The organism is Mesorhizobium sp. WSM4810 (assembly GCF_055811235.1).
Map to the genome: position 1 here is coordinate 91498 of NZ_JBVVQV010000015.1, position 24594 is coordinate 116091.

Annotated in this window: 22 protein-coding genes and 1 tRNA gene; 11 read left to right on the forward strand and 12 right to left on the reverse strand. The window is 61.7% G+C overall.

Going from position 1 to position 24594, the window contains the following annotated elements:
• Positions 1–3 precede the first annotated feature (3 nt).
• Together AC0L3O_RS21395 and AC0L3O_RS21400 are read right to left on the reverse strand one after the other, a co-directional pair.
• Positions 4–1008 carry an asparaginase gene (locus tag AC0L3O_RS21395; RefSeq protein ID WP_287173932.1) on the reverse strand — a complete coding sequence of 335 codons (1005 nt, stop codon included), beginning with the start codon at positions 1006–1008 and terminating at the stop codon, positions 4–6.
• 129 nt (positions 1009–1137) lie between these two features.
• Positions 1138–2304 carry an acetyl-CoA acetyltransferase gene (locus tag AC0L3O_RS21400; protein WP_473535220.1) on the reverse strand — a complete coding sequence of 389 codons (1167 nt, stop codon included), beginning with the start codon at positions 2302–2304 and terminating at the stop codon, positions 1138–1140.
• 225 nt (positions 2305–2529) lie between these two features.
• Between AC0L3O_RS21400 and betI the strand changes: the two genes are divergently transcribed.
• The 5 genes from betI to betB all read left to right on the forward strand — a co-directional run bounded on the left by betI (position 2530) and on the right by betB (position 8932).
• Positions 2530–3120 carry a choline-binding transcriptional repressor BetI gene (betI, locus tag AC0L3O_RS21405; protein WP_473535219.1) on the forward strand — a complete coding sequence of 197 codons (591 nt, stop codon included), beginning with the start codon at positions 2530–2532 and terminating at the stop codon, positions 3118–3120.
• Positions 3117–4646, forward strand: a complete 1530-nt coding sequence (gene betC, locus AC0L3O_RS21410; protein WP_473535218.1) for a choline-sulfatase — start codon at positions 3117–3119, stop codon at positions 4644–4646. Before betI ends, betC begins: the two co-directional genes overlap by 4 nt.
• Positions 4643–5650 carry a threonine/serine dehydratase gene (locus AC0L3O_RS21415; RefSeq protein ID WP_473535217.1) on the forward strand — a complete coding sequence of 336 codons (1008 nt, stop codon included), beginning with the start codon at positions 4643–4645 and terminating at the stop codon, positions 5648–5650. Before betC ends, AC0L3O_RS21415 begins: the two co-directional genes overlap by 4 nt.
• 3 nt (positions 5651–5653) lie before the next feature.
• The gene (betA, locus tag AC0L3O_RS21420) at positions 5654–7306 is read left to right on the forward strand and encodes a choline dehydrogenase (protein ID WP_473535216.1); all 1653 of its coding nucleotides are present in this window, start codon (positions 5654–5656) and stop codon (positions 7304–7306) included.
• 162 nt (positions 7307–7468) lie between these two features.
• Complete coding sequence (gene betB / locus AC0L3O_RS21425; protein ID WP_473535215.1) at positions 7469–8932, forward strand: betaine-aldehyde dehydrogenase; 1464 nt, start codon at positions 7469–7471, stop codon at positions 8930–8932.
• Between the two features lie 41 nt (positions 8933–8973).
• Here the strand turns inward: betB and AC0L3O_RS21430 are convergent, their stop codons facing one another.
• A complete protein-coding gene (locus AC0L3O_RS21430) occupies positions 8974–10494 on the reverse strand; it encodes a phosphomannomutase/phosphoglucomutase (protein ID WP_473616533.1) in 1521 nt (506 codons plus the stop codon).
• Positions 10495–10697: 203 nt separating this feature from the next.
• On the opposite strand from AC0L3O_RS21430, the gene AC0L3O_RS21435 reads away from it, so the two are divergent.
• A tRNA-Pro gene (locus AC0L3O_RS21435) sits at positions 10698–10774 on the forward strand.
• 287 nt (positions 10775–11061) lie between these two features.
• Here the strand turns inward: AC0L3O_RS21435 and AC0L3O_RS21440 are convergent.
• From AC0L3O_RS21440 to AC0L3O_RS21470, 7 genes are all read right to left on the reverse strand, one after another.
• On the reverse strand, positions 11062–11340 hold the full coding sequence (locus tag AC0L3O_RS21440; protein ID WP_287345141.1) for a hypothetical protein: 279 nt from the start codon (positions 11338–11340) through the stop codon (positions 11062–11064).
• A gap of 107 nt (positions 11341–11447) precedes the next feature.
• Positions 11448–12536 carry a hypothetical protein gene (locus tag AC0L3O_RS21445; protein WP_473535213.1) on the reverse strand — a complete coding sequence of 363 codons (1089 nt, stop codon included), beginning with the start codon at positions 12534–12536 and terminating at the stop codon, positions 11448–11450.
• Positions 12537–12784: 248 nt separating this feature from the next.
• A complete protein-coding gene (locus tag AC0L3O_RS21450) occupies positions 12785–13282 on the reverse strand; it encodes a hypothetical protein (RefSeq protein ID WP_473535212.1) in 498 nt (165 codons plus the stop codon).
• Between the two features lie 329 nt (positions 13283–13611).
• A complete protein-coding gene (locus AC0L3O_RS21455; RefSeq protein WP_473616534.1) occupies positions 13612–14163 on the reverse strand; it encodes a hypothetical protein in 552 nt (183 codons plus the stop codon).
• The gene (locus AC0L3O_RS21460; protein ID WP_473616535.1) at positions 14160–15080 is read right to left on the reverse strand and encodes a hypothetical protein; all 921 of its coding nucleotides are present in this window, start codon (positions 15078–15080) and stop codon (positions 14160–14162) included. Before AC0L3O_RS21460 ends, AC0L3O_RS21455 begins: the two co-directional genes overlap by 4 nt.
• Before the next feature lie 21 nt (positions 15081–15101).
• Positions 15102–15557: a hypothetical protein gene (locus AC0L3O_RS21465; RefSeq protein WP_473535210.1), complete on the reverse strand. Its 456-nt coding sequence runs from the start codon at positions 15555–15557 to the stop codon at positions 15102–15104.
• 49 nt (positions 15558–15606) lie between these two features.
• On the reverse strand, positions 15607–17490 hold the full coding sequence (locus AC0L3O_RS21470; protein ID WP_473616536.1) for an ATP-dependent helicase: 1884 nt from the start codon (positions 17488–17490) through the stop codon (positions 15607–15609).
• A gap of 284 nt (positions 17491–17774) precedes the next feature.
• Between AC0L3O_RS21470 and AC0L3O_RS21475 the strand changes: the two genes are divergently transcribed.
• From AC0L3O_RS21475 to AC0L3O_RS21485, 3 genes are all read left to right on the forward strand, one after another.
• Positions 17775–18386, forward strand: a complete 612-nt coding sequence (locus tag AC0L3O_RS21475) for a hypothetical protein (RefSeq protein WP_473535208.1) — start codon at positions 17775–17777, stop codon at positions 18384–18386.
• On the forward strand, positions 18383–19177 hold the full coding sequence (locus AC0L3O_RS21480) for a TIGR02391 family protein (protein WP_473616537.1): 795 nt from the start codon (positions 18383–18385) through the stop codon (positions 19175–19177). The genes AC0L3O_RS21475 and AC0L3O_RS21480 overlap by 4 nt, the downstream gene beginning before the upstream one ends.
• Before the next feature lie 458 nt (positions 19178–19635).
• Complete coding sequence (locus AC0L3O_RS21485) at positions 19636–20760, forward strand: aminopeptidase (protein ID WP_473535206.1); 1125 nt, start codon at positions 19636–19638, stop codon at positions 20758–20760.
• Positions 20761–20922: 162 nt separating this feature from the next.
• On the opposite strand, the gene AC0L3O_RS21490 is transcribed toward AC0L3O_RS21485, so the two are convergent.
• Both AC0L3O_RS21490 and AC0L3O_RS21495 read right to left on the reverse strand, forming a co-directional pair.
• A complete protein-coding gene (locus tag AC0L3O_RS21490) occupies positions 20923–21156 on the reverse strand; it encodes a hypothetical protein (RefSeq protein ID WP_128172638.1) in 234 nt (77 codons plus the stop codon).
• Positions 21157–21292: 136 nt separating this feature from the next.
• A complete protein-coding gene (locus AC0L3O_RS21495; protein ID WP_473535205.1) occupies positions 21293–22129 on the reverse strand; it encodes a universal stress protein in 837 nt (278 codons plus the stop codon).
• Positions 22130–22457: 328 nt separating this feature from the next.
• Here AC0L3O_RS21495 and AC0L3O_RS21500 point away from each other — a divergent pair, with 328 nt between their 5' ends.
• Positions 22458–24020, forward strand: coding sequence for a bifunctional aminoglycoside phosphotransferase/ATP-binding protein (locus AC0L3O_RS21500; protein WP_473616538.1), 1563 nt, complete (start codon positions 22458–22460; stop codon positions 24018–24020).
• A gap of 38 nt (positions 24021–24058) precedes the next feature.
• Positions 24059–24505 carry a thioredoxin TrxC gene (gene trxC / locus AC0L3O_RS21505; protein WP_473535275.1) on the forward strand — a complete coding sequence of 149 codons (447 nt, stop codon included), beginning with the start codon at positions 24059–24061 and terminating at the stop codon, positions 24503–24505.
• The last annotated feature ends 89 nt before the right edge of the window (positions 24506–24594 follow it).

Consider the following 24594-nt stretch of genomic DNA (forward strand, 5'->3'; position numbering starts at 1 on the left):
TTCTCAGTCCAGCGCAGCAGTAGGGCGGAGTGAGCCGACCTTGGCGCCGATCCGGCTTTCTATGGGCGGATGTGCCTCTTCGGTCAGTATCGCCGCCAGCGCCTTGTCGGCGTGCAAAAACCTGGCCAGCACGGCCGCGACCGTGACTTCAGCGGCGCGGCCGGCGCCATCATCGCATTTCAGCGCAATGCCTAGGCCAAGCTCGGGAAGTGCCGCGCAATAGACGCCTTCGGCCCCTCCCTTCACAAAAATCCGGCCTGACGCGGCCTGCATCAGCGCAACATCAGCCCTGCCCGTGCCGGCGACCAGAAATGGCTCGGCCATGCAGGCGGAAAGCAGCCGCTTTGCGGCCTTGGCGCGCACGGGTTCAAAGCCGGCACCGGTCGCCATGCGGGCAAAGCCGAGGGCGAAGCTGCGCAGCGGCACGGCATAGGTCGGGATCGAGCAGCCGTCGGTGCCGCAATGATCGACATCATGGGCGGCACCGGTCACCGCTTGCATCGCATCGCGCACCATCTCCTGCGAGGCATGGCCGGATTTGACGTAGCCGCGATGGGCGACGCCGGCATGGACGCAGGTGCAGAGGAAGCCCGCATGCTTGCCGGAACAATTGTTGTGCAGCGCGTTTGGCAAATTGCCGTTGCTGGCCAGCGCAACGGTCGCGTCATGGCTGGACGGCCAATGCGCGCCGCATTCCAGTGCCGCCACGTCCAGCCCGGCCTTGGCCAGCATCGCCCGCGCCAGTTCGACATGCGCCGGCTCGCCGGAATGCGAAGCGCAGGCCAGCGCCAGTTCGCGGTCGCCGAAACCGTACGCATCGGCGGCGCCGCTTTCGACCAGCGGCAGCGCCTGGATCGCCTTGACCGCCGAGCGCGGGAACACCGGGCGAGCCGTATCGCCGATTTCCCAGACCGGCTTGCCATCGGCATCGAAGACCGCAATGGCGCCACGATGCGCGCTCTCGACCACGGCGCCGCGCAAAACTTCGACCAGAACCGGATTTGTCATGAATTCCCCACTAACGCACGACCTCGAAAATCGGATTCGATTTTCGAAAAGGATCATGCGTAAAATCAAAGTGTTACAGCGTCCTTTGCGCGCCCGGAAGGGCGCGCGGCGCTGTAATGCGGGCGGGTTTTATCTGATCCGATCGAGAATGGAAACATAGTTGGCGACGGCGGCGCCGCCCATATTGAAGATGCCGCCGAGCTTTGCTCCGGGCACCTGGATGCCGCCGGCCTCGCCGACGAGCTGCATGGCGCTCAGCACGTGCATCGAGACGCCGGTGGCGCCGATCGGATGGCCCTTGGCTTTCAGCCCGCCTGACGGATTGACCGGCAGCCGGCCGTCCTTCGCCGTCTCGCCGTCCAGCGCCAGTTTTGCGCCCTCGCCCGGTTTCGCCAGGCCCATCGCCTCATATTCGATCAGCTCGGCGATGGTGAAGCAGTCATGCGTCTCGACGAAGGACAGATCGTCGAGCGTCACACCGGCCTTGTTCAGCGCCTGGTTCCACGCCTGCTCGCAACCCTCGAATGCCAGGATGCCACGCTTCGACATCGGCAGGAAATCCTGCACATGCTCGTTGGCGCGGAAAGCGACGGCGCGGCGCATCTTCAATGCCGTCGCCGTGTCGGCAAGCACCAGCGCGGCGGCGCCGTCCGACACCAGCGAGCAGTCGGTACGCTTCAGGGGACCGGCGACGAAGGGGTTCTTCTCGCTCTCGTGCCGGCAGAACTCATAGCCGAAATCCTTGCGCATCTGCGCGTAGGGATTGTCGACGCCGTTCCTGTGGTTCTTGGCGGCGATCATCGCCAGCGCGTCCGACTGGTCGCCATAGCGTTGGAAGTAGGCTTGGGCGATCTGGCCGAAAACGCCGGCGAAGCCTGCCGGCGTGTCGCCCTCCTCGGGCAGATAAGAGGCCTTGAGAAGATTCTTGCCGATTTCTGGACCTGATGTCGTCGTCATCTGCTCGGCGCCGACCACCAGCACGATGCGAGCCGCTTTGGCGTCGATGGCGCGGATGCCTTGCCTGACCGCCGCCGAGCCGGTGGCGCAGGCGTTCTCGACGCGCGTCGCCGGCTTGAAGCGCAGTCGGTCGTCGGCCTGCAGGACCAGGCTTGCGGTGAAATCCTGTGCGGAAAAGCCGGCATTGAAGTGGCCTAGCACGATCTCGTCGACCTCGTCCGGACCGATGCCGGCATGATCGAGCGCCTCGCTGGCCACCTTGGTGATCAGGCCCTCCAGCGTCTCGCCTTCGAGCTTGCCGAAGCGCGAATGCGCCCAGCCGACGATGCATGCTGTCATGGTTATCTCCATCCCTGCGGGCCGGGCTACGCGATGTCGCGGCGCGCTATCAACATTGTTCAAGCATGAACCGTTCCAGCGACTTCGTAAAGGGGCCGGAACCACACAACGACTTGATCTTGATATCTGGTCACGGCAGCTGACATTTGCCACACAATCGCGTCGGATTTTTGTTGATTGATCCGTCAATAAAAAATAATCTTGCCGCAACGGACCGGAGCAAAGATGCCGAAAATCGGAATGGAGCCGCTGCGCCGCAGGGCGCTGATCGACGCGACGATCTCGGCGATCGGCGAGCGCGGTTCGCTTGATGTGACGATGTCGGAAATCGCCGGGCGCGCCGGGGTGTCCTCGGCGCTCGCCCATCACTATTTCGGCGCCAAGGACGAACTTTTGCTGGCGACGATGCGGCACATCCTGGCCGAGTTGACCGCCGACATGCGGCGCGCGCTTCGATCGGCCAGCACGCCACGCCAGCGCGTTTCGGCGGTGGTCGCCGTCAATTTCTCCGACGCCCAGTTCCAGCCGGAAACGATAGCCGCCTGGCTCGCCTTCTATGTCGAGGCGCAGAAATCGCCTGCGCTGCGCCGGCTGCTCAAGGTCTATGCGCGGCGCCTGCATTCCAATCTGTTGAGCGGGCTGACCGGCATCCTGCTGAGAAGCGAAGCCGACCGCGTCGCCGAGGCGACAGCGGCGCTGATCGACGGGCTCTACATCAGGCGCGCGCTGAAGGACGGCGTGCCCAATGCCGCGACCGCGATCGCGCTGATCGAGGACTATCTCGAAACGAAACTCGGCCGGCGGAGCGCGCAGTGACGTCAAAGCGACCCAATTTTCTGATCGTCATGGTCGATCAGCTCAACGGCACATTGTTCCCGGATGGGCCGGCGGACTTCCTGCATGCGCCGCATCTGAAGGCGCTGGCGGCTCGTTCGGCGCGCTTCAAGAACAATTACACCGCCTCGCCGCTCTGCGCGCCGGGCCGTGCGGCGTTCATGAGCGGCCAGTTGCCATCGCGCACCGAGGTCTATGACAATGCCGCCGAATTCGCCTCTTCGATCCCGACCTATGCGCATCACCTGCGCGCCGCCGGCTACCACACCTGCCTGTCCGGCAAGATGCATTTCGTCGGGCCGGATCAGTTGCATGGCTTCGAGGAGCGGCTGACCACCGACATCTATCCGGCCGATTTCGGTTGGACGCCGGATTATCGCAAGCCCGGCGAGCGGATCGACTGGTGGTATCACAATCTCGGTTCGGTGGCCGGCGCCGGCGTCGCCGAGATCACCAACCAGATGGAATATGACGACGAGGTCGCCTTTCACGCGGTGCAGAAGCTTTATGATTTCGCCCGCGTCTCGGACGATGCCGCGCGCCGGCCGTGGTGCCTGACCGTCTCCTTCACCCATCCGCACGACCCCTATGTCGCGCGCCGGCGCTATTGGGATCTCTACGAGGATTGCCCGGCGCTCGAGCCGGAAGTCGGCTTCGTCCCCTATGATGAACAGGATCCGCATTCGCAGCGGCTCTACCGCGCCAGCGACTATGACAGTTTCGACATCACCGGCGAGCAGATCCGCCGCGCGCGGCGCGGCTATTTCGCCAGCATCTCCTATCTCGACGACAAGGTCGGCGAACTGCTGTCGGTGCTCGAGCGCACGCGAATGCTCGACGACACGATCATCCTGTTCTGCTCCGATCACGGCGACATGCTCGGCGAGCGCGGCCTGTGGTTCAAGATGTGCTTTTTCGAGGGCTCGGCGCGGGTGCCGCTGATGATCGCCGGAAAAGACATTTCGGCCATCCTGATCGACGCACCGGTCTCCAATCTCGACGTCGTGCCGACGCTTTGCGACCTCGCCGGCATCGACATGAGCGGGATTGCGCCATGGACCGACGGCCAGTCGCTGCTGCCGCTGCTCGACGGCAAGACGCGCACTGAACCTGTGCTGATGGAATATACGGCCGAAGGCTCCAACGCGCCGATAGTGGCGATCCGCGAGGGCCGTTACAAATTCATCCATTGCGAGATCGATCCGCCGCAACTGTTTGATCTTGAAGCGGATCCGCGGGAATTGACCAACCTCGCCGCCGACCCGGCGCACGCGGCTTTGGTGGCTTCCTTCACCGACAAGGTCCGGGCGCGCTGGGACATGGCTGCCTTCGATGCCGCCGTACGCGCCAGCCAGGCGCGCCGCTGGGTGGTCTATCCGGCGCTGCGCAACGGCACGCATTACCCCTGGGAATTCCAGCCGCTGCAGAAGGCCTCGGAACGTTATATGCGCAACCACATGAACCTCGACCTGCTCGAAGAGCAGAAGCGCTTTCCACGAGGCGAATGATGACAACCCAGGTCCCCTCCCTCGATCACCTCAAACAGGCCTATGCCGTCACCGCCAAGGCGACGCAGATCACGCCGCTGCTGGAATCGGCGGCCTTGGCCAGAGAGACCGGCGCCTTGCGCGTCTTCGTCAAGCCGGAGTCGCTGCAATGGGCGGGTTCCTTCAAGGTGCGCGGCGCCTATTGGCGGCTGAAGCGGCTTTCGCCCGATGATGCCAGGAAGGGCGTTGTCGCCTATTCCTCCGGCAATTTCGCGCAAGGGCTGGCCGCCGCCGGCCAGGCGCTGGGCATTCCGGTGACCATCGTCATGCCGATCGACGCGCCGGCCGCCAAGCGCGACGCAACGACCGGCTATGGTGCGCGCGTGGTGCTGACCGACCATGGCGAGCGCGCGCGTGAGGAGGTTGCCGCCGCCACGGCGCGCGAGATCGCCGAGACCGAGGGGCTGGCGCTGCTGCATCCGTTCGACGACCCTGAGATCGTCGCCGGCCAGGCTGGTGCCGGGCTGGAGGCACTCGAGCAACTCGATGCCAGGAATGCCAGCGCCGATCTGCTGTTCTCCGCGGTCGGCGGCGGCGGGCTGATCGGCGGCGTTTCGCTGGCTTTCCACTATCTGTCGCCGGCGACCGAGATCATCGGTGTCGAGCCGGAAGGTTTCAACGGCATGGGCGCGTCGCTGGCGCATGGCGTCATCGAAACCATGCCGATCGGGCCGAAATCGATATGCGACGGGCTGATGGCGCGCAGGCCCGGCGACGCGCCGTTCGCGGCGGTCAGGACCGCGGGCGTTCGCGGCATCACCGTCGACGATCAATCGGTGCGCGGCGCGATGCGCGTCGCCTTCGAACGGTTGAAGCTGGTGCTGGAACCTTCGGGCGCTGCATCGCTGGCGGCGCTGCTCGGCGGCAAGGTGGATGTGAGCGGCAAGAGCGTGCTCGTGGTGGCAACCGGCGGCAATGTCTCGCTCGCCGATTTCATGACGCATATGAACGATGGGCGCATATGAACCATGCTTGAGGCGGATTTCGTCATCATCGGCGCCGGCTCGGCCGGCTCGGCCATGGCCTACCGGCTGTCGGAGGATGGCAAATATTCGGTGATCGTCATCGAATTTGGCGGCAGCGACATCGGGCCGCTGATCCAGATGCCGTCGGCGCTGTCGATCCCGCTCAATATGAGCCTCTACGACTGGGGTTTTGCCAGCGAGCCGGAGCCGCATCTCGGCGGCCGTGTGCTGGCGACGCCGCGCGGCAAGGTCATCGGCGGCTCGTCCTCGATCAACGGCATGGTCTATGTACGCGGTCACGCCCGCGATTTCGACCATTGGGCGGAACAGGGCGCGGCTGGCTGGGGGTTTGCCGACGTGCTCCCCTACTTCAAGCGCATGGAGGACGCCAACGGCGGCGAGAATGGCTGGCGCGGCCATGGCGGCCCGCTGACCGTGCAGCGCGGCTCAAGGACGAATCCGCTCTACGGCGCCTTTGTCGAGGCAGGCCGTCAGGCCGGCTTCGAACTGACCGACGACTACAACGGCGCGAAGCAGGAAGGCTTTGGGCCAATGGAGCAGACCATTCGCGGCGGCCGCCGCTGGTCGGCGGCGAGTGCCTATCTCAGGCCGGCGCTGAGGCGGAAAAATGTAAGCCTGGTCAAGGGCTTCGCCCGACGGGTGATCATCGAGAATCAACGTGCCACCGGTGTCGAGATCGAAGTGCGCAGACGGATTCAGGTGATCAAGGCACGACGTGAAGTGATCGTTGCCGCGTCCTCGATCAATTCGCCCAAGATCCTGATGCTGTCCGGCATCGGCCCGGCCCAACATCTCAGGGAATACGGCATTCCGGTGGTCGCCGACCGGCCCGGCGTCGGCCGCAACCTGCAGGACCATATGGAGCTCTACATCCAGCAGGAATCGACGCAGCCGATCACGCTGAATTCGGTGCTGAACCCGTTCTCCAAGGCGCTGATCGGCGCGCAATGGCTGTTCTTCAAGTCGGGCCTTGGTGCAACCAACCATTTCGAGGCGGCCGCCTTCGTGCGCTCGCGCGCCGGCGTCGACTATCCCGACATCCAGTATCACTTCATCCCGGCGGCGGTTCGCTATGACGGCAAGGCGGCGGCGAAAGCGCACGGTTTCCAGGCGCATGTCGGGCCGATGCGATCGAAGTCGCGCGGTTCGGTCACGCTGCGCTCGCCTGATCCCGGATCGAAGCCGGTGATCCGCTTCAACTACATGTCGCATCCGGACGACTGGATCGAGTTCCGCCACTGCATCCGGCTGACGCGCGAGATCTTCGGCCAGTCGGCCTTCGACCCCTATCGCGGCAAGGAGATCTCGCCGGGCTCGCAGGTGCAGTCGGACGACGATCTCGATGCCTTCATCCGCGATCACGCCGAAAGCGCCTACCACCCCTGCGGCACTTGCAAGATGGGCCGCAAGGATGATGCGATGAGCGTCGTCGATCCGGAATGCCGTGTCATCGGCGTCGACGGGCTGCGGATCGCCGATTCTTCGATCTTCCCGCGCGTCACCAACGGCAATCTGAACGCGCCGTCGATCATGACCGGCGAAAAGGCCGCCGATCACATTCTCGGCCGCACGCCGCTGGCGCCGTCCAACCAGGAACCATGGATCAATCCGCGCTGGCAGGTGTCGGATCGATAGAACGACGTGGGTCCATTCGGACGCACATGCGCTCTATCGCTTTTTTAGTCCTCGCATCGTGCTTTCCGAAAATCGATTCCGATTTTCGGGCCGATGCGATAAGCGATGATCCGGCGGTGTCTGCCCGCCGGGCCCGTCGAAAGACAATTTGGAGAAGATCCCATGCGCGCCCAGCCAAAGGCATCGCACTATGTCAACGGACGCTACATCGACGATGAGCAAGGTGCGCCGCTGCCGGTCATCTATCCGGCAACCGGCGAGACCATCGCGATGCTGCGTTCGGCGACGCCGAACGTGCTTGAACTGGCGATCGAAGCAGCGCGTGCAGCACAACCGGCCTGGGCGCGGCTGAAGCCGGTCGAGCGCGGGCGCATCCTGCGCCGCGCCGCCGACATATTGCGCGTGCGCAACGCCGACCTGGCGCGCATCGAGACGCTGGATACCGGCAAGCCAATCCAGGAGACGCTGGTGGCGGACGCGCCATCGGCAGCCGACTGCCTCGAATATTTCGGCGGCGCGGTCGCTGCCTATAATGGCGAGTCCGTCGATCTCGGCGGCGCCTTTGCCTATACAAGGCGCGAGGCGCTGGGCGTCTGCGTCGGCATCGGCGCCTGGAACTATCCGATCCAGATCGCCGGCTGGAAATCGGCGCCGGCACTCGCCATGGGCAACGCCATGGTGTTCAAGCCGTCCGAGAACACGCCGCTGTCGGCGCTGGCGCTCGCCGAAATCTACACCGAGGCCGGCCTGCCCGACGGCCTGTTCAACGTCGTGCAAGGCTATGGCGATGTCGGCGCCGGCCTCGTCGGGCACGATGTCGTTGCCAAGGTTTCGGTGACCGGCTCGGTGCCGACCGGCCGCAAGGTTCTGTCGCTCGCCGGCTCGAAGATGAAGCACGCCACCATGGAACTTGGCGGCAAGTCGCCGCTGATCGTCTTCGACGATGCCGATCTCGAAAATGCCATTGGCGGGGCCATGCTCGGCAATTTCTATTCGACCGGCCAGATCTGCTCCAACGGCACGCGGGTGTTCGTGCAGAAGAGCATCCACGACCGTTTCGTCGAACGGCTGGTCGAGCGGACCAAGAAGATCCGTGTCGGTGATCCGCTCGACCAGGAAACGCAGATGGGGCCGCTGGTCTCCAAGGCCCAGCATGAAAAGGTCATCGGCTATATCGAGACCGGCAAGCAGGATGGCGCTGTGCTCGCCTGCGGCGGCAATGTACCTTCGCTGCAAGGTTTCCAGGGCGGCTTCTTCGTCGAGCCGACGGTCTTCACCGGCGTCACCGACACGATGCGCATCGCGCGCGAGGAGATTTTCGGGCCTGTCATGAGCGTGCTGAAATTCGACGGTGAGGACGAGGTGATCGACCGCGCCAACGATACCGAATTCGGCCTTGCCGCCGGCGTGTTCACGCGCGATCTGCCGCGCGCCCACCGCGTCATCGCCGAGCTGCAGGCCGGCACCTGCTGGATCAACGCCTACAACCTGACGCCCGTCGAAATTCCCTTCGGCGGCTTCAAGCAGTCGGGAATCGGGCGAGAAAACTCACTTGCCGCGTTGGCACTCTATTCCCAGTTGAAGTCGGTCTATGTCGAGACCGGCGACGTCGCGAGCCCCTATTGAGGCTCACCGGCGCCGCCGACCAGAGACCTTAGCCAGAGAACTTAAAACGTCTGGTTGTAGGCGCCGACCTCAGGGCTGCGGCGCAGCACCGCATCAACGGCTTCGAACATCTGCCGGCGCCGCTCCGACGATACCGGGCTCTCCACCACGACGACAAGCTCCGGCTTGTTCGACGACGCCCGCACCAGGCCCCAAGTGCCGTCCTCGGCAACGACGCGAACGCCATTGACGGTGATCAGCTCGGCGATCTTCTGGCCGGCGAAGATGGCGCCGTCATGCTTCATGGTCTGAAAGTCGGAAACGACCCGCTCGACCACGCCATATTTCAGCTCGTCGGCGCAGTGCGGCGACATGGTCGGCGTGCCGAAGGTCAGCGGCAGGTCGCGATAGAGATCGGCCATGCTGCTTTTGGGGCTGCGACCCAGCATCTCGCAGATGGCGATGGCTGTGATCAGACCATCGTCATAGCCGCGCCCGATCGGCGGGTTGAAGAAGAAATGACCGGATTTCTCGAAACCGGCGATAGCGCCAAGCTCGGCGACGCGCCGCTTTATGTAGGAGTGGCCGGTCTTCCAATAATCGGTGACGGCTCCATCGGCGCGCAGCGCGGCGTCGGTATTGAACAATCCGGTCGACTTGACGTCGACGACGAAGGTCGAGCCTGGATGCAGGCGCGCAATGTCGCGCGCGAGCATGACGCCGACCTTGTCGGCGAAGATCTCGTTGCCTTCATTGTCGACCACGCCGCAGCGGTCGCCATCGCCGTCGAAGCCAAGCCCGACATCTGCTCCTGTCTCCAGCACCTTGTCGCGGATCGCGTGCAGCATCTTCATGTCTTCGGGATTGGGGTTGTAATTCGGAAACCTATGATCGAGCTCGACATCGAGCGGGATCACCTCGCAGCCGATCCGTTCCAGCGCTTCAGGTGCAAAAGCGCCGGCAGTGCCGTTGCCACAGGCGGCGACCACCTTGAGCTTTCTCGCTATGCGCTTGTCGCGGGTCAGGTCGTCGAGATAGATCTTGCGGAAATCCGCAACGAAGTCATATGAGCCGCCGCCGACCAGGTCGAAGTCGCCGGCAAGCACGATCGTCTTCAATGCGCTCATTTCCTCCGGACCGAAAGTCAGCGGACGCGCCGCCCCCATCTTGACGCCGCTCCAGCCGTTCTCGTTATGCGAGGCGGTGACCATGGCGACAGACGGCGTGTCGAGCGCGAACTGGGCGAAATAAGCCATCGGCGACAGCGCCAGCCCGATATCCCTAACCCGCGCGCCGGCGGCCATCAGCCCGGAAACCAGCGCCAGCTTGATCGCCAGCGAATAGGAGCGGAAATCATGCCCGGTCACGATGTCCGGCCCGGCGCCCAGGCGCCGGATCAGCGTGCCGAGCCCCATGCCAAGCGCCTGGACACCGATCAGGTTGAGCTCCGGCGGCTCGGCAGAGCCCGGATGGCCGAACCACCAGCGCGCATCATACTCACGAAAGCCGGACGCCTTGATCAGCGCCGTGGTTTCAAACTCGAAGGTGTTGGGAAGGGCTTCACTAACGATCTTCAGGGACAAGACAGCAACTCCAAGCGGCTGGATTCAGAGTGGTTTCAACGCAGGTGGCCATGCCTATAACACGAGCCGTTAAGCGGTGTTTATCCCGCAGGGAACTGAAACCTGTATGACGTTAGAGCGAAACGGCAAGAAATGCGACAGAAGCGCTGCCATTGGTGCTTGCAGGAAGGAAGTACGGCGGCTATAAGCCCGCGGTCTGGTCACGGAGTGTAGCGCAGCCTGGTAGCGCACATCGTTCGGGACGATGGGGTCGCAGGTTCAAATCCTGCCACTCCGACCAGAAAAAACAATGGGTTAGGCATCCCGAATTCTGCCTGCCCCACAGATATCCCCACTGAAAAGATGGAAAAGCATCTAGGCCGCTCGATGGAGCTGGCAGACGCATACCAAACCACTCGCGATTTTGCAGAATCTGAGGCCGCGCCATCTAAACTATGTCTGCTTCGCGCCAAACGTGTTCAATCGGCGATAGTTGTCGAATGACTTCACTCGGGGCCGTAAGCAGTCCGGCAGCTATCAGGAAGCGGCGCAACAAGCGGCCGTTCTGTTGACGGCCCCTTTGCGGACTCAAAAGCAGGGTTCACAGACGAAGTGAGAACGATAGCGTGGATCCTCTAACAGCGTGCCAAAGCCGAGAAGAAATGCTCCCTGTGCGAGCACAACTGCCGCAGCCATGATGCCAACTCCTGAAGCCAGTTTGCAAGCCAAGCCGACCGATGAAGAAAAGCGCCAAGGGCGTATCAATGCAACGATTGCGGCTGATGCCAGCAGAATAAGCCCTGGAACGCCTAAGACCACGGCGTGCATCTCCAGCATAAGGGCGAACGGAGTATCCGCTTTTATCATCGGCTTAATCTCCCCTAAAACCTGAAGGCATTCAACATCGCGACTTCAATGACTAAAGCGTTAACATTCCACCATTTGTAACCTGCCATTGGCGCTGTGCGCGGGATTTAGGCTGCCGCGGATCGGACACCGCCGGCACCGGCGAGTCGTCCAACGATCTTGCTCAGCGTTCGCAGCGTCCAGGCCAGCGGCGCCAGAACCATCCTCAGCAGAGAAGCCAGGACAAGACAGAGTATAAGGTAGGCCGCAAAGGCGCCGAGCCAGGCCGGGAGACCTGCTTGTTCGGCTATCCAACCGGCCGCGTCTGTCAGAAGGTGAGGTCGCGTGATCGCCACATAGGGAAGTGCGACGACGGCGGCGACACCGGCTGCGGTACCGACGGCGGAAAGCGATTGGAACGCGCCTTTGCCTGCAGCCCTCAGATGTGCCATCCGCACAGTTCCGCGACCAGCCGCGGCCACCGGTGCCTTCGCAACGCGCAATGCCTTGGCTGCGGCGCCCACCCCCCCGACGACGATTGCCGCATCGAAGGCCGCCCAACCCATCTCGCCCCAGGTCGGAAGCCGCTCGCCGCGGGTGATCACCCCTTCCAGATCGGAAACGCCGCCCAGGACTATGTTCTTCGCAACAAGCAGCGTGCGGGTGAACTGTCTGCGGACTGCTGTTCCGTCAACGATCTCGAACTCCGACAGCATCTCATGCCCGCGATCCTTGAGCTCGTGAATGGCAATAAGCCCATATTGCTCCGGCGAAATCTCGGCGAGGCCGAATCCTACCTGCCGGTCGTCCCACAGGCTCGAGAGGCCCTGACCGACGGTTTCCTGCAACAAGTACTGCGACGATCCATTCCTCACGAAATAAGCAATCACCGGCACGACCGGATGGCCGAGACGGTCGAAAACCTCCACGAAATCCGCATCCTCGCCATAGACGAGGAACACTCTGGCTGCATCGTCGCCATATTTCGCCGCTGCCTCATGCCAGCCGAGCCCGCCTGCCGCGCAGGCTGCAAGAACCCATGGCCGAGCCTGCTCCACAGCTTTGCTGCTGAGCGGGCAACGGGTGTCGTCCCGGCGAACTTCCTCCGCCAGCGCGGCTCGCATGACCTCATCCTCGAAGTGATGGGGCTCCCGCCATTCCCATCTGAGCGTCAGGACGATTGCCACAACGAGTGAGGCGGCTAGCAGATATCTCATTCTCAAGGGGGCATCCTCCCGCAGTCCTGTCATCCCAAGACGTGCCGAAGCTATCAGCCAATCCCGATGAAGCGATCGTTAGTTCTGGGATGTGGTGGAAATTTGCTAGAGGGTGCGCCGACATCAGATGTTCCGTTTTCCACCAAATCTCGGCGTTCATGGTCATTTTGGGGCCGCGAGCTGTCGGTCTGCTTAGGAGTTCCAGCCAAAGGAAAGCGGCCTTCAGGTCACGACCTCAATTTCGCCGTTCAGTGTCCCGGCTGCAAGCCAAACGCTGCGCTTGCGCCTATCCGCTCATCAACCACGCGATCCAGCTCCTGCAGGATGGTGACGACGGCGACATAGTCCATAGGATTGTACTGGCTGGTATCGTGCATGTAGCGATACCCGAAGTCTTTGTGGTCGGAGCCGAGCTCCTGAACCAACCGGCCAAAGTCAGGCGTCTGTGGTAGACCGTTGGCAATCGCGTCCTGATGCAGGTCCTCGATATCATGGCCGTAGATGTCCCGCAGGTCGCCTTCGGTTGTTCCGGAATGATGCAGCCACGCTTTCAGGAAGAGCTCCAGCGCGAACCCGAGCAGCATCCTCTTGGGAAGATGGAAGCTCATTTCGTAAGCGGTGCCGAAAGGTTGGTGGTTATGACCGACCACCACGAACTGAAGGTAGCCGCGGGCCGTACTGTAGATGAACTGAGATGTCGTAGTCCTGGCCGGACGCTGGTTCTTGGGGCGACTCTTCTTGGCCATCAGGCTGCCCCCGTGCCCAATATCCCCGCAACCACGCCGATCGCGAAATTCACGATGGTCTGAATGACCTGCTGTGCGAACTTCATCCGCTCCGAATCCTTGCTAAAAGCATAGATCAGCACAAGCCCAACTAGGATCGACCGGTCACGTTGCCGTCCCGGTCCGGGCTGCCTATAAGCCGTCTTTCTGCTTTTCCCCGATAGGTGCAGTAGACCTCGGCCCACCCGCTTCCAAAGTGGGAATGAATTCCCGTGGCCGATCTGGGGCCGTGAACCGACGGACATCTTTCGAGCTGAAGTCATCAATAAGCGGCTGTTATTCCTCCGACTTCATTGTAGTCGTTCCGCTACGAGGTAGCGCCGTATTTGCTCGGCCTCGCCCTCCGTACAAAGCCGGCGATCGAACGCCTCCTCGTCTTCATGTCCATAGGAGAAAATGGGAACGCGCCGCTCGAGTGTCCTCACGACGGTGATGCAGGGCCTTGCGATCACAGCCACCCGGTGGATCACGCCCGCCTCAAGCCGGTAGGATGCGCCCGCAGCGGTCTCGAACGACGCGATCGGGAGGAGCCGTCCCCTTCTTCCTGATGGCGTCAGGATCGACTCCTGCGCATCGTAGGTAACCGCGTATTCCGCCTCGGGACCGTCCGCCTCCTCTTCGAACCGGAACAGTTCGCTGCGCATGCGCCCGGCGACCACTAAGGATTCGATGTCGAACGAATGCTGGTGACGGTCATTCTCCGGCCGGTCCGGACCGTCGGATAGCCAGACATGGACGCGGCGCGTCCTCCCCTCCACGACAGCACCCTGGAGGTAGAAGAACCCGAGCGGATGCAAGCGGAAATTGCTGGCCCGCTGCGCGGCCTCGACCAGTTCCTTCATCCGTAACGGTGGGGCCGGACCGTGATCAGGCGCGCCACCTCCTGCTGAATCGCGTCCACGTCGGCGACGTTGATGCCAAACGCTCTTAGGGTCTTCGCGTCGCAACTTCTCTCTTCCAGCGTCAGGTCCGCGAACAGCTCCTTGTCCCAGATCACTTCTCGGGAAACGTCGCGCTCGTTCGTCACCGTACTACGGAACATGTCGTAGAACTCGGAGCCGTAGCCGAAATAGAGGGCCGACCTCTTCTTGTCGTCCTGCGTGAGGATCGCGCCGTTGTCGGAAAGGTCGACCCGGAACGCTGGCAGAAAGCGGGACAGATGAACCTTGATGTCGAGGTGCTTGTTGTTCGACGACACGATTGCGCAGGCCATACAGGTCGCCAAGACATTGGGAAGCAGTGGGTTGGCCCCCGGCTCCTCCCCAAGCGCCTTCAGGATCTCCCTGTATGACCTTACGAGGCGCTCGTCGTCGGGATCGGGCAGGAGGACGTCGACCACGATGTTGCGCTTGTTCTCGCGGGCCTGCCTGTCTAGCTGGAGCAGCGGATAAGCCCTGAAGAACGAACCCGACCGTCCCCAGAACATGTAATGCCGGACGTCCTTAGGCATCGCAATCATCCGCTCGCTGATATCCTGCGGACGGGTGACGTTCACCTCTCTGACGGCTGTATTGGCTCCGATGAAGTAGACATAGAGAGCGTAGAACCCGAGGATGATCACTGACCCGGCCACGATCTCGATCAGCACGGAGACGATGATCTCGTTGGTGATTGGCCATGTGACGTATGCTTCAACAACGCCGACGAGGACCAGGCAGAACACTATCAGCAGGCTGAACCCACCGAAGAACCTTTTGCGCGCGTAACTTGAGGTCAGGTCGTCAAAGAAATCTATCGCCGTTATTTTAGATGCTCTCATAGTATTGCTTTCGAGTGGCGATTATGTTCGCTGCGGCGAAGATGCATCATGTAGAATAATTTCCGATATTTGTGACGTAATGGCGCTGGCGATCTGCCATGCTTGGAATAGTTCTTCGTGGATAGCTTCCAGATCGGCAATCATTGCGTCCCGCCCCACGTCGGTCTGGATCTTGAAGTTGTGTCGTTCGTAAAACCCATGGTTCAGACGATTTCGAGCTCTCAGAGCGGACGCGAACCTATCCGCAAGGTCTCCTTCAAAGCGGATCGGACCTTTGAAACTATTTAATAGGCGCCCGAGCGTGCTCCGGTCGATCTCATCCAGAAAGGCGCGCGCTTTCTCGCCATTCGGCACGAGGTGCCAGCCATGCTCGAGTCCTTGCGAGCAGAGAAGCAACGTTCCGAGCTCTGTTTCGAATAGCTGACCGGCTTCGGCCGTGATCCCGAACTTCGCGTACAGTTCCTCTCGCGTCGGCAATTTCGGTCACGCGCCTCCTGTCGTGGGCTTGGGCGCGGCCGGTCCGAGATCACTCAAGAAGCGGCTCGGTAGGAGGTTCGCCATGGGGCCGTACTTCGATTTGAAAGCTACATTCGCGCCGTAGGCGTCCTTGATCGTCATCTGCTGCGGAGCTGATGAAGAGATTTCCCGGCCGACCGTTCGCCAGGTCGGATTTCACGCGCGTGATCCCCACGTAGAAAAGCCGTCGCGCTTCCTCAAGGGCGGCGTCCTTCACCTCCTTCGGCCACTCTGGATCGGGCGCCGCCGGCAGAATGCCCTCAACACAGCCCGCAATGAAAACGAAGGGCGAGCTTAAACCCTTGCTCTTGTGAAGGCTCATCAACCGCACTTCCTGGACGGTGGGAGGGATATCGGGCTGCGTGATTTCCTCCATCATGCCGCCGAGCAGTCCCTCGGGCGTCCCGGCCGCCTCCAGTTGTGCCACTGCCAGCCCCCGCAACTCCGACAAGTTCTCATCACCGGCCGGGAAGAGCGCATCAACAAAAGCGGGCAAGTCCGCCTTTAGCACGTCCAAGGTGTCCAGTTCGTTCCGGATTGCCTTGAACCGCTCCACTAACGGCTTTGTGTGGGAGAGCTTCAGCACGTCGTCCGCGAGCTTTTGCATCGCGATCCATGGACTGTCTCCGCTCGCCTCGCAATGCGCACGAACCCGGGCGTAAGCATTCCGGCGAAAATCGCCATCGCCGGCGCCTAGCAGATACCGGAGCGCCACTCGGTCCTCATTGTTGAGTAGGAGCTTGAAGGTCGCGAACCGCTCTTGCGCCGCCTCGGAGTCGAGCTGGCTTTCCTCGTAGTAGGACTTGGCGGGAACACCCGCCTGTTTCAGCGCCTCGAGTATGGGACGGCTCGCGACGGCGCGCTGGACAAGAATGATGATGTCGCTCGGATGGACGCCGCTCGCGAGCAACTCCGACACCTTATTGGCGATCCACTTCCCCTCGCTCCAAAGGTAGGGGACCTGGACGATGACTACCTCCCCCGGCCCCTTATCCTGCAGCGGATTGAGCGCTCGTGGCAGGCGGCTTTTGTTCACGGCGATGAGCGCATTCGCCATGCCGACGACCGTTGTCGGGCACCGGTGGCAATCGGCCATCTCGAGGTCGGCGCACTCGGGATGGAGATCCTTCCATTGCCGGATTCCATCGGGGTGCGCGTTCTTGAAGCTGTAGATCGATTGGTCGTCGTCACCGACGATACAGATTTCCGCTGCCTCGCCGAGATAGGCGAGAGCCGTCTGCTCGGCTTTGTTGAGATCCTGGAATTCGTCGATCAAGAGGTGTCGGAATTCCTTCCGTTCCGCCCCGGCCGGGTTATCTTTCAGGTAGCGGACCAGGTACGGGATCAGCTCACCGATCAGCATGCCCTGGTGAAAGTCGAGCCAGTCCAGCAGCTGGGCTTGGAAATGCTTTTCCTCACTCGTTTTCGCGAAGCCCGGTTCATCCCCCTGGCTCTGCGCCCACGCCGCCGTGTAATCCTGGATCATCCTCTTGACTGCCCGCTTCCCGCCGTTCTCGCCGGCTAGGTCGCAGATCATTGCCTTCGTCTCGAAGGTATTCAGCGGGCGTGGAGCGCGGCCAACCGCCTCGAGCACATGCTTCCGGGCGAGAATGCGCATCGCGAGGCTATGGAGCGTCTGCCCCTGAAGTTCCTCGCAGCCCGGCGTGTCCAGCTTCTGCAGTTCGCGATGTAGATCCTCTGCAGCCACGCGCGTGAAGGTGACTGCCAATACCTCGTTGGGAGCACTCCCGGACTCAAGCAGCCGCGCCACACGCCGCTTCATCGCGAATGATTTTCCGGTTCCCGGACCGGCGATCACCCGCACCCGAGGTTCGGGTGCTGACGCGATCGCGTAGGCAACACTCCCCTCATCAAGTCCTGAATCCCAAGCCAATACTCGCCCCCATTTGCTTTGATCGTCAATCTACCGGTTCCGGGACAAATTCAAAGTGCCCTTCTACGTTAGCGTGATTGTCCACCGTTGCTCCCTGTGCGAGCCCGCGGGGCGGCCTTAACCTCGCTATACAGGCTGACAGGTTTAAGCCCGCGGCGGGGGAATACGCGAGGAGTCCAGCGCACAAGCATCACAGATCCAGGACGGCATTGGGGTCCGCGTGCAACTGTCGAGGTCGAAGATGTAAGAACGTGGTACCGAAGCAAGACCGGAGGGGAGTTGCCATGAAGAAGAAAGCCAGCCATCTCGACAAGTACGCCGCACTTTTTCACGAGAAGATGGGGCAGATCGATCCGCTCCTTCAGGCAGTCTTGACAGGTCACCTGATCATTGAGACCGCGCTAGACAACATCCTGACCGTAGTCTTCTTCCACCCAGAGCATGTTTTCAAGGAAGCACGCCTCAGCTTCTCACAAAAAGTTCACGTCGTACGCGCCTACGGTTTACGGAAAGACGATAACTCAATCTGGGACCTGATTCTCGCTGTGAACTCAGTGCGCAACGAGATCGCCCACAATCTCGCGGGCGAGAAACGCGACGCACGGCTGCAGCAGCTCCGGTCACTTTTCATGGCCGAGGCCAGCGGCGAGATGCAAAATGCGCTTGAGAGGGAGTGGAAGAGGCTGAAGGACGTGCCCGACCCGGTAATTGTGCTCTGGGCATGCTCCCTGTGCACGGGCTTCCTCGGAGAGTTTGAGGCGGATGTCTCTTCCCTGAGAAACATGATCGACGCGCTCGATGGGAGTATTAATCCATATCGGGAGCGAGTTGCGCGGAAGACGCCGGAGGAAGCGAAAGCCAGGATGAAGAAAGCGGTGAAGGGGGATGCACGATGAAGTTCAAGCAGGAGCATCTGGAAGCGATCGCGGACGCGCTGGGCGACACTGACGAGGGTCTGAAGAACAACGAGATCGACTTCCTGCTTGAGAGCGCGAAACTGAAGAATCCCGGTCCCGGCACGAAGCGCGACAGGATCTACAACGCCTTCGTCGAGTACCAGAACCGAGAGCAGACCAACACCCACATCCTTGCCTTCATCCGCAAGGCTCTCAAGCCTGCCCGGTTCGTCAGGTTCCCAGAGCGGTACGAGCCGATGCGGGCGAATATCAATCGTGCGCTGGCCTTCACCGGGTTGTACGTCGACGAGTCCGGGAAGCTCGGCAAAGGTGGAACGGCGACCACGCTGTCAGAAGCTGAACGCCGAGCGTCGGAACTCAGGAAGGACTTGGCGTCGCGAGGCACCCATCCTGACGTTCTCGATTTCTGCCGGGCCGAGTTGATCGCGGACAACTACTTCCACGCAGTCCAGGAGGCCGTGAAGAGCGTTGTCGAGAAGCTCCGAAATCGGACTGGCCTCATCGACGACGGGAACGTGCTGTTCGACCACGTCTTCGGCGGCGACATCCCGATGCTCATCATCAACGGGTTTCAAACTATGAGCGAGAAGAGCGAGCAGAAGGGCTTCGTGAACCTGCTGAAGGGGACGTACGGCACCTTCCGGAATCCTACCGCTCATGCGCCTAGGAAAGACTGGGAGATGAAGAAGGAAGACGCAGAGGATCTGTTGTCGCTCCTCTCCTTCATCCACCGGAGGATCGACAAGGCGATGATGCCGCCAAGGGTCTGAACGCCTGGTCCTCTGGTGCGCATAGATCCAACCGTACCTTCTACAGATTAGATGTCAGAGTGGAACCCAGCCCATGATGAGCCTCTTCGGGTTAGGGATGGCCCGGCGAGCTTCAGCGTCGTCGCGACGACGTCCGCTTTTAAGACGCGGCGAAGATCTTCGCAACGGCGAGCTTGGGCGCATTGCGGACCAACAGCGGTGGGCCGGATGCGACCGGAAGCTCCAGGAGAAAAAGACCTCCTAGGCGGATAGTTCGCATGCCGCCGTGTCCGGCTTATAGCGGACATTCGGCAATTTGGCAGCGAATGATCACATTGTGACAACCTTGCCGAAGACGAACGTCTAACCTAAACCCTCATCCCAGGATATCAACCGAATTGGAGCCACTGTTTGGGACCGGGCGTAGTTGCGACGTTTGCCCTATCCGGACGTGTGAGCAAATGCCGTGGGCAACCGTGATGCGTGCATTTTTTCGTTCGGTTGCTGCGACGATCGTGATGTCCGGCGTGGCCGGTTGCACCAGCATTTCTTACTACGCACAATCCTTGAAGGGTCACGTGGAGATCATGGCGGCGCGCCAGGATGTCGAAGAGCTGATCGACGATCCTTCGATCCCTGGGACACTACGCGCTCGAATGGAATCGGCGAGCGCCATCCGACAGTTTGCGATAGATGAACTAGCGCTGCCGGACAACAATAGCTACCGCAGCTATGTTAACGTTGGTCGGGACGCGGTGACATGGGCCGTCTTCGCCGCGCCGGAATTCTCGCTGACGCCACGAACATGGTGCTTTCCGGTGTTCGGATGCGTTCCGTACCGAGGATACTTCTCCAAAAGGTCTGCGATTGAAACCGCTGTCGAACTTCAGAGACAGGGCCTGGACGTCTATGTGACGGGCATCACTGCATATTCCACGCTTGGCTGGTCAAGTGACCCACTGCTAAATACGATGCTCAGCCAAGATGAAACGTATCTTGCGGGGCTAGTTTTCCATGAGCTGGCCCACCAACGCGTCTATGTGAAGGACGATTCCGCATTCAACGAGGCATTCGCTGTCGCCGTCGAAACAACCGGCGTGAGAAAATGGCTGCGCGCGGCTGGTGATACCGGCGAGTTGCGCCGTTACAAAGCCGACCGGAGGCGCAGAGCTCAATTTCTTGCGCTGGTGTCGCAGACCCGGGACGAGCTAAGCCATGTCTATGACGGCAGCGCTACCTCTGAGCAGAAGCGGGCCGCGAAGATGGCCGCGATCGAACGGCTGCGGATGCGCTACCGAGAGATGCGCGACAGTCGCTGGCGTGGATACCAGGGATACGATGTCTGGTTCGATTCTCCGATTAACAACGCGAAGCTCGCCGCGACTTCCGTCTACGGCGATCAGGTGGCGACGTTTCTCCGCTTGTTCGATTTGTGTTCGGGCGACTATCCACGGTTCTTCGCGTCGGTTCGACGGATCGGAGCGTTAGACAAGGCTTACCGCGCCGAAGCGCTCAAAGCAGCAGATTCATGCGATAGCCGGTCAAATCCGAAGGCCAGAAGCGGCGAGTCGGTCGCCGATGTGCTCGGCAGCCGGCGCAGGTGATTGAATTGACCATTTGTCGGCCGATTTCCTAGGAACTTTCACGTCGGCGGGGCCGGAAGCCGCATGTCGGCCTACAGAAGCCAAAAGCGGACTTGCCTGAACTCCCCGGCGGATCCTGGACCACAATGGTTGCCGGCGGGCCGTGGCGCCTCAGCCTGCGCCCTACGAGGCCGAAAACCTCACGCTCACGCCGCGCTGCCGAAAATAAGCCTGCATCAGCTTGCGGCCCGAACGGTTGTTCTGCGCCAGTCTGGTCGGATCGAACACCGCCTGTTTTATCCCTTCTCGTGTCATCGCCACCTTAAGCGTCGCGATATGCGCGTCGATGTCGGCATTGTCCGCCCGCAGCGATGCATAGATACTTTCGGTCGCCTCGGCCACGGTCGGTTCGCTCACAGGTGTCGTCCTTTGGTTGGTTGAGCGGCGGCTTACCACAGATTCGCGGCTCCGCCGATACCGATGAGACGGCTAGATGGGCGGCAACAGTGTCCCTTGGGACTTAAAAAGGGATGCCAATGACGGGCGCCGGCGGCTAACGCGCCATAAGGATCGGCATCGACGGGTCTTCAAGCATCGAGACGGTGACGCCACCGAAGATGCGCTCGCGCAACCGGGAATGACCGTAAGCCCCCATCACCATCAGATCGGCGGCGATGTCGAGCGCGTGCCGGCGAAGCACGTCGACGACTGAATGGTCCAGGCTGGGCAGCCGGTCGACCGTGACATTCACGCCATGCCGCGCGAGATAGGCGGCGGCGGCGGCTCCGGATTCGGCCCCGTGGCGGTACTCGTCCTCCACCGGATCGACCATAACGAGGTGCACCTCATCGGCGCCTGGCAGCAGGCCGAGGGATTCGCGGACGGCACGCGATGCCTCCAGACGGGCGTCCCATGCAATCAGCACGCGTTTCGGCTTCAGGGTCGGCTGCGCCCCCGCGGGGATGAGCAGCAAGGGCTTTCCCGAAGAAAACAATGCGCCTTCGATCGCTTTGCTTTTCAGCGTTTCGTTGGCGAGCAGCTCCGGTCCAATGACCGTAATGTCGGCATAGCGGGCACGGCGGCCGATGGTGTCGTCGGCCCAGCCGGCTTCCGGATATTCGCTGGAGACATCGGCCGAAAGCACGCTGCCGGCGAGAAAAGCCGACAGGTCAGCAGTCCGCTTCTTCAACAGATCCTCGACGGCCCGACGCTCGTCCAGCCAGGCTTCTGAAACGACCGCGGCATACTCCCCGACTGGTGGCGGCGCAGCTACGGCAACGACCAGAACAGCAAGATGGGCGCCGATCTCGTTGCACAGGTCGGCGGCAGGTTTGAGATCACCGTCTCCCTCGTGCGGTCCCGTAACGGCAAGTATCGTCCTGAAAGCCATGGCGGCTGCTCCCGATTTTGCCCCAAAGCCCAATCGTCGTTGCAACAACAGCGAGACGGCTCGGCGCGCTGCTAGCGCTGAGTCAAGAACGCCGCCGGTCATCATTTGATCCGTATCAACATGCCCACGTGCCGACGCCAACAGGTTTCAGGCCGCTGGAGGACGCCAAGAATACGCCCCGAACACCGGAGCAGCAGCAGCACGGAACGCATTCGTGACCTGGCTGGTTATATCCAGGCGCTGTGGCAGCAAGGGCCTGATGGCGTGGAATTTCAGCGACCACGCTCGCTGGCTTCCCCAGGTTGGGTACAAAACAAAGAGGCATCCGATGATCGTCGAGGATCAGCAATCCGTGGCCGCGATGTTGATGGACCCTGCCGCATATGGCGAGAGCGGACCGGTCGAGGCGATCGAGACCCATATCTCGCGGATATTCCTGGTTGGCCAGCGCGCCTACAAGATCAAGCGAGCGGTCAAGCTGCCCTATGTCGACTTCTCGACCCCAGCGCTGCGGCTCGCCGCTTGCGAGAAGGAGGTCGATCTCAACTCCAGGACTGCCCCCGGCCTCTATCTGGGGGTGCGGCGCGTCACCCGCGAGGCCGGCGGCGAGCTGGCCTTCGACGGAAGCGGCAAACTGGTCGATGTGGCGATCGAGATGGTCCGCTTCGATCAGTCGAAGCTGCTCGACCGAATGGCAGTCGGTGGCGAACTGACGCCTGCGCTGATGACGGATGTCGCGCGCATGATCGTGCGCTATCATCGTGGCGCGCCGGAGGTCCACAAGGGGAGCGGATCCTGCAACCTGGCAGGCGTGCTCGCCATCAACGAAGCCGGCTTTGCCACCAGCCATGTTTTCGAGCAAGCCGAGATAAAGGCATTCACCGGGATGTTTCGCACCGCCCTCGCCCGTCATTGCGAGTTGCTCGACCGGCGGGAGACGGCAGGCAAGATCCGACGATGCCACGGCGACCTGCATCTGCGCAACATCTGTCTCTTCGACGGCGAGCCCCGCCTCTTCGATTGCATCGAATTCAACGACCAGATCGCCAGCATCGATGTGCTTTACGACCTGGCTTTCCTGCTGATGGACCTCTGGCATCGCAGCTTTCCGGAACTCGCCAACCTGGTGATGAACCGCTATCTCGACGAAGCAGACGACGAGGACGGCTTCATCCTCCTGCCGTTTTTCATGGCAGTGCGGGCCGCGGTGCGCGCGCATGTCACCGCAACCCAGATCGAGGAAAGCGGTGACGATTCCAGCGGGCTGCTTGCCGAGGCCAGATCCTATTTCGAGCTTGCCCGAACACTTCTCGAGGAAAAGCCTCCTCGGCTGATCGCCATCGGCGGCTTGAGCGGTTCCGGCAAAACGGCCGTTGCCGAGGCACTCGCCGCACATGTTGGCGCGCCGCCCGGCGCACGCATTGTCGAAAGCGACCGCATCCGCAAAGCCCTGCATGGGGTGCCAGCCGAGACGAAGCTGCCGGACAGGGCTTATCGACCTGATGTGTCGGACCGCGTCTACCGCGAAATGGCATGGCGCGCCGACTTGATCATTGCCGAAGGCGGTTCGGTGGTCGCCGATGCCGTCTTTGACCGGCCGGCCGATCGCAACCGCATCGAGAAAGCTGCAAACGGCAGAGACGTTGCTTTCGCCGGATTCTGGCTGGAGGCGGATCCGCTCGTTCTTTGGCAGCGGGTGAGCGAGCGCAGTGGCGGTCCTTCTGACGCCACAGTCGATATCTTGTCGCGGCAATTGCAGCGAAAGGCTACCCCGTCCAACTGGCGCAAGGTCGACGCCGATCGAAAGCTCGCCGATATCGCCGCAGAATTGGCCAAGGTTTCGGACGCGGTCGCTTTTGCGCAGAATCCTCCACTCAAGACCGCATCGTGACGGCGACGATCGACGCGCATAAAGACGGGTAAATGGGAATGACGCAGGAAAAACTGGTGGTTTGCGGCAAATGCGGCGGGGTCAATCGCCTGCCGCCGGCAGGCGATGCCGGGGACGCGAAATGCGGAAAGTGCGGCTCCAGGCTGTTCTCGGGTCATCCGGCAGACGTCGATGCACAGAGTTTCGATCGCCAGGTCACGCGAAGCAGCCTCCCCGTCGTCGTCGACATATGGGCACCATGGTGCGGCCCGTGCAAGATGATGGCGCCGGCCTATGAAGCGGCAGCCAACGAACTGGAGCCGCATGTTCGACTGATCAAGCTCAATTCCGACAATGAGCAGGCCGTTGCAGCCAGGCTCGGCATCCGCGGCATTCCGACCATGATCATCTTCCACGGCGGACGGGAGGTTGCGCGCACATCCGGCGCAATGACGGCGGGACAGATCGTCAGGTGGGTCCGCGATCACCTGCCGGCCGCAGCCTGAAAGCTGCTACTGCGTGGATTTCGCTGATCGCCGTGCCCAGCACGACGGGCGAATTGATGGCCGACACTGAGCACAAAAGCCATATGATG

What these genes read in the sequence shown, in the direction of transcription:
- AC0L3O_RS21395 (WP_287173932.1), bottom strand. Translation starts at nt 1,008, where the DNA reads ATGACAAATCCGGTTCTGGTCGAAGTTTTGCGCGGCGCCGTGGTCGAG.
- AC0L3O_RS21400 (WP_473535220.1), bottom strand. Translation starts at nt 2,304, where the DNA reads ATGACAGCATGCATCGTCGGCTGGGCGCATTCGCGCTTCGGCAAGCTC.
- betI (WP_473535219.1), top strand. Translation starts at nt 2,530, where the DNA reads ATGCCGAAAATCGGAATGGAGCCGCTGCGCCGCAGGGCGCTGATCGAC.
- AC0L3O_RS21415 (WP_473535217.1), top strand. Translation starts at nt 4,643, where the DNA reads ATGATGACAACCCAGGTCCCCTCCCTCGATCACCTCAAACAGGCCTAT.
- betA (WP_473535216.1), top strand. Translation starts at nt 5,654, where the DNA reads ATGCTTGAGGCGGATTTCGTCATCATCGGCGCCGGCTCGGCCGGCTCG.
- betB (WP_473535215.1), top strand. Translation starts at nt 7,469, where the DNA reads ATGCGCGCCCAGCCAAAGGCATCGCACTATGTCAACGGACGCTACATC.
- AC0L3O_RS21440 (WP_287345141.1), bottom strand. Translation starts at nt 11,340, where the DNA reads ATGATAAAAGCGGATACTCCGTTCGCCCTTATGCTGGAGATGCACGCC.
- AC0L3O_RS21445 (WP_473535213.1), bottom strand. Translation starts at nt 12,536, where the DNA reads ATGAGATATCTGCTAGCCGCCTCACTCGTTGTGGCAATCGTCCTGACG.
- AC0L3O_RS21450 (WP_473535212.1), bottom strand. Translation starts at nt 13,282, where the DNA reads ATGGCCAAGAAGAGTCGCCCCAAGAACCAGCGTCCGGCCAGGACTACG.
- AC0L3O_RS21455 (WP_473616534.1), bottom strand. Translation starts at nt 14,163, where the DNA reads ATGAAGGAACTGGTCGAGGCCGCGCAGCGGGCCAGCAATTTCCGCTTG.
- AC0L3O_RS21460 (WP_473616535.1), bottom strand. Translation starts at nt 15,080, where the DNA reads ATGAGAGCATCTAAAATAACGGCGATAGATTTCTTTGACGACCTGACC.
- AC0L3O_RS21475 (WP_473535208.1), top strand. Translation starts at nt 17,775, where the DNA reads ATGAAGAAGAAAGCCAGCCATCTCGACAAGTACGCCGCACTTTTTCAC.
- AC0L3O_RS21480 (WP_473616537.1), top strand. Translation starts at nt 18,383, where the DNA reads ATGAAGTTCAAGCAGGAGCATCTGGAAGCGATCGCGGACGCGCTGGGC.
- AC0L3O_RS21485 (WP_473535206.1), top strand. Translation starts at nt 19,636, where the DNA reads ATGCGTGCATTTTTTCGTTCGGTTGCTGCGACGATCGTGATGTCCGGC.
- AC0L3O_RS21495 (WP_473535205.1), bottom strand. Translation starts at nt 22,129, where the DNA reads ATGGCTTTCAGGACGATACTTGCCGTTACGGGACCGCACGAGGGAGAC.
- AC0L3O_RS21500 (WP_473616538.1), top strand. Translation starts at nt 22,458, where the DNA reads ATGATCGTCGAGGATCAGCAATCCGTGGCCGCGATGTTGATGGACCCT.
- trxC (WP_473535275.1), top strand. Translation starts at nt 24,059, where the DNA reads ATGACGCAGGAAAAACTGGTGGTTTGCGGCAAATGCGGCGGGGTCAAT.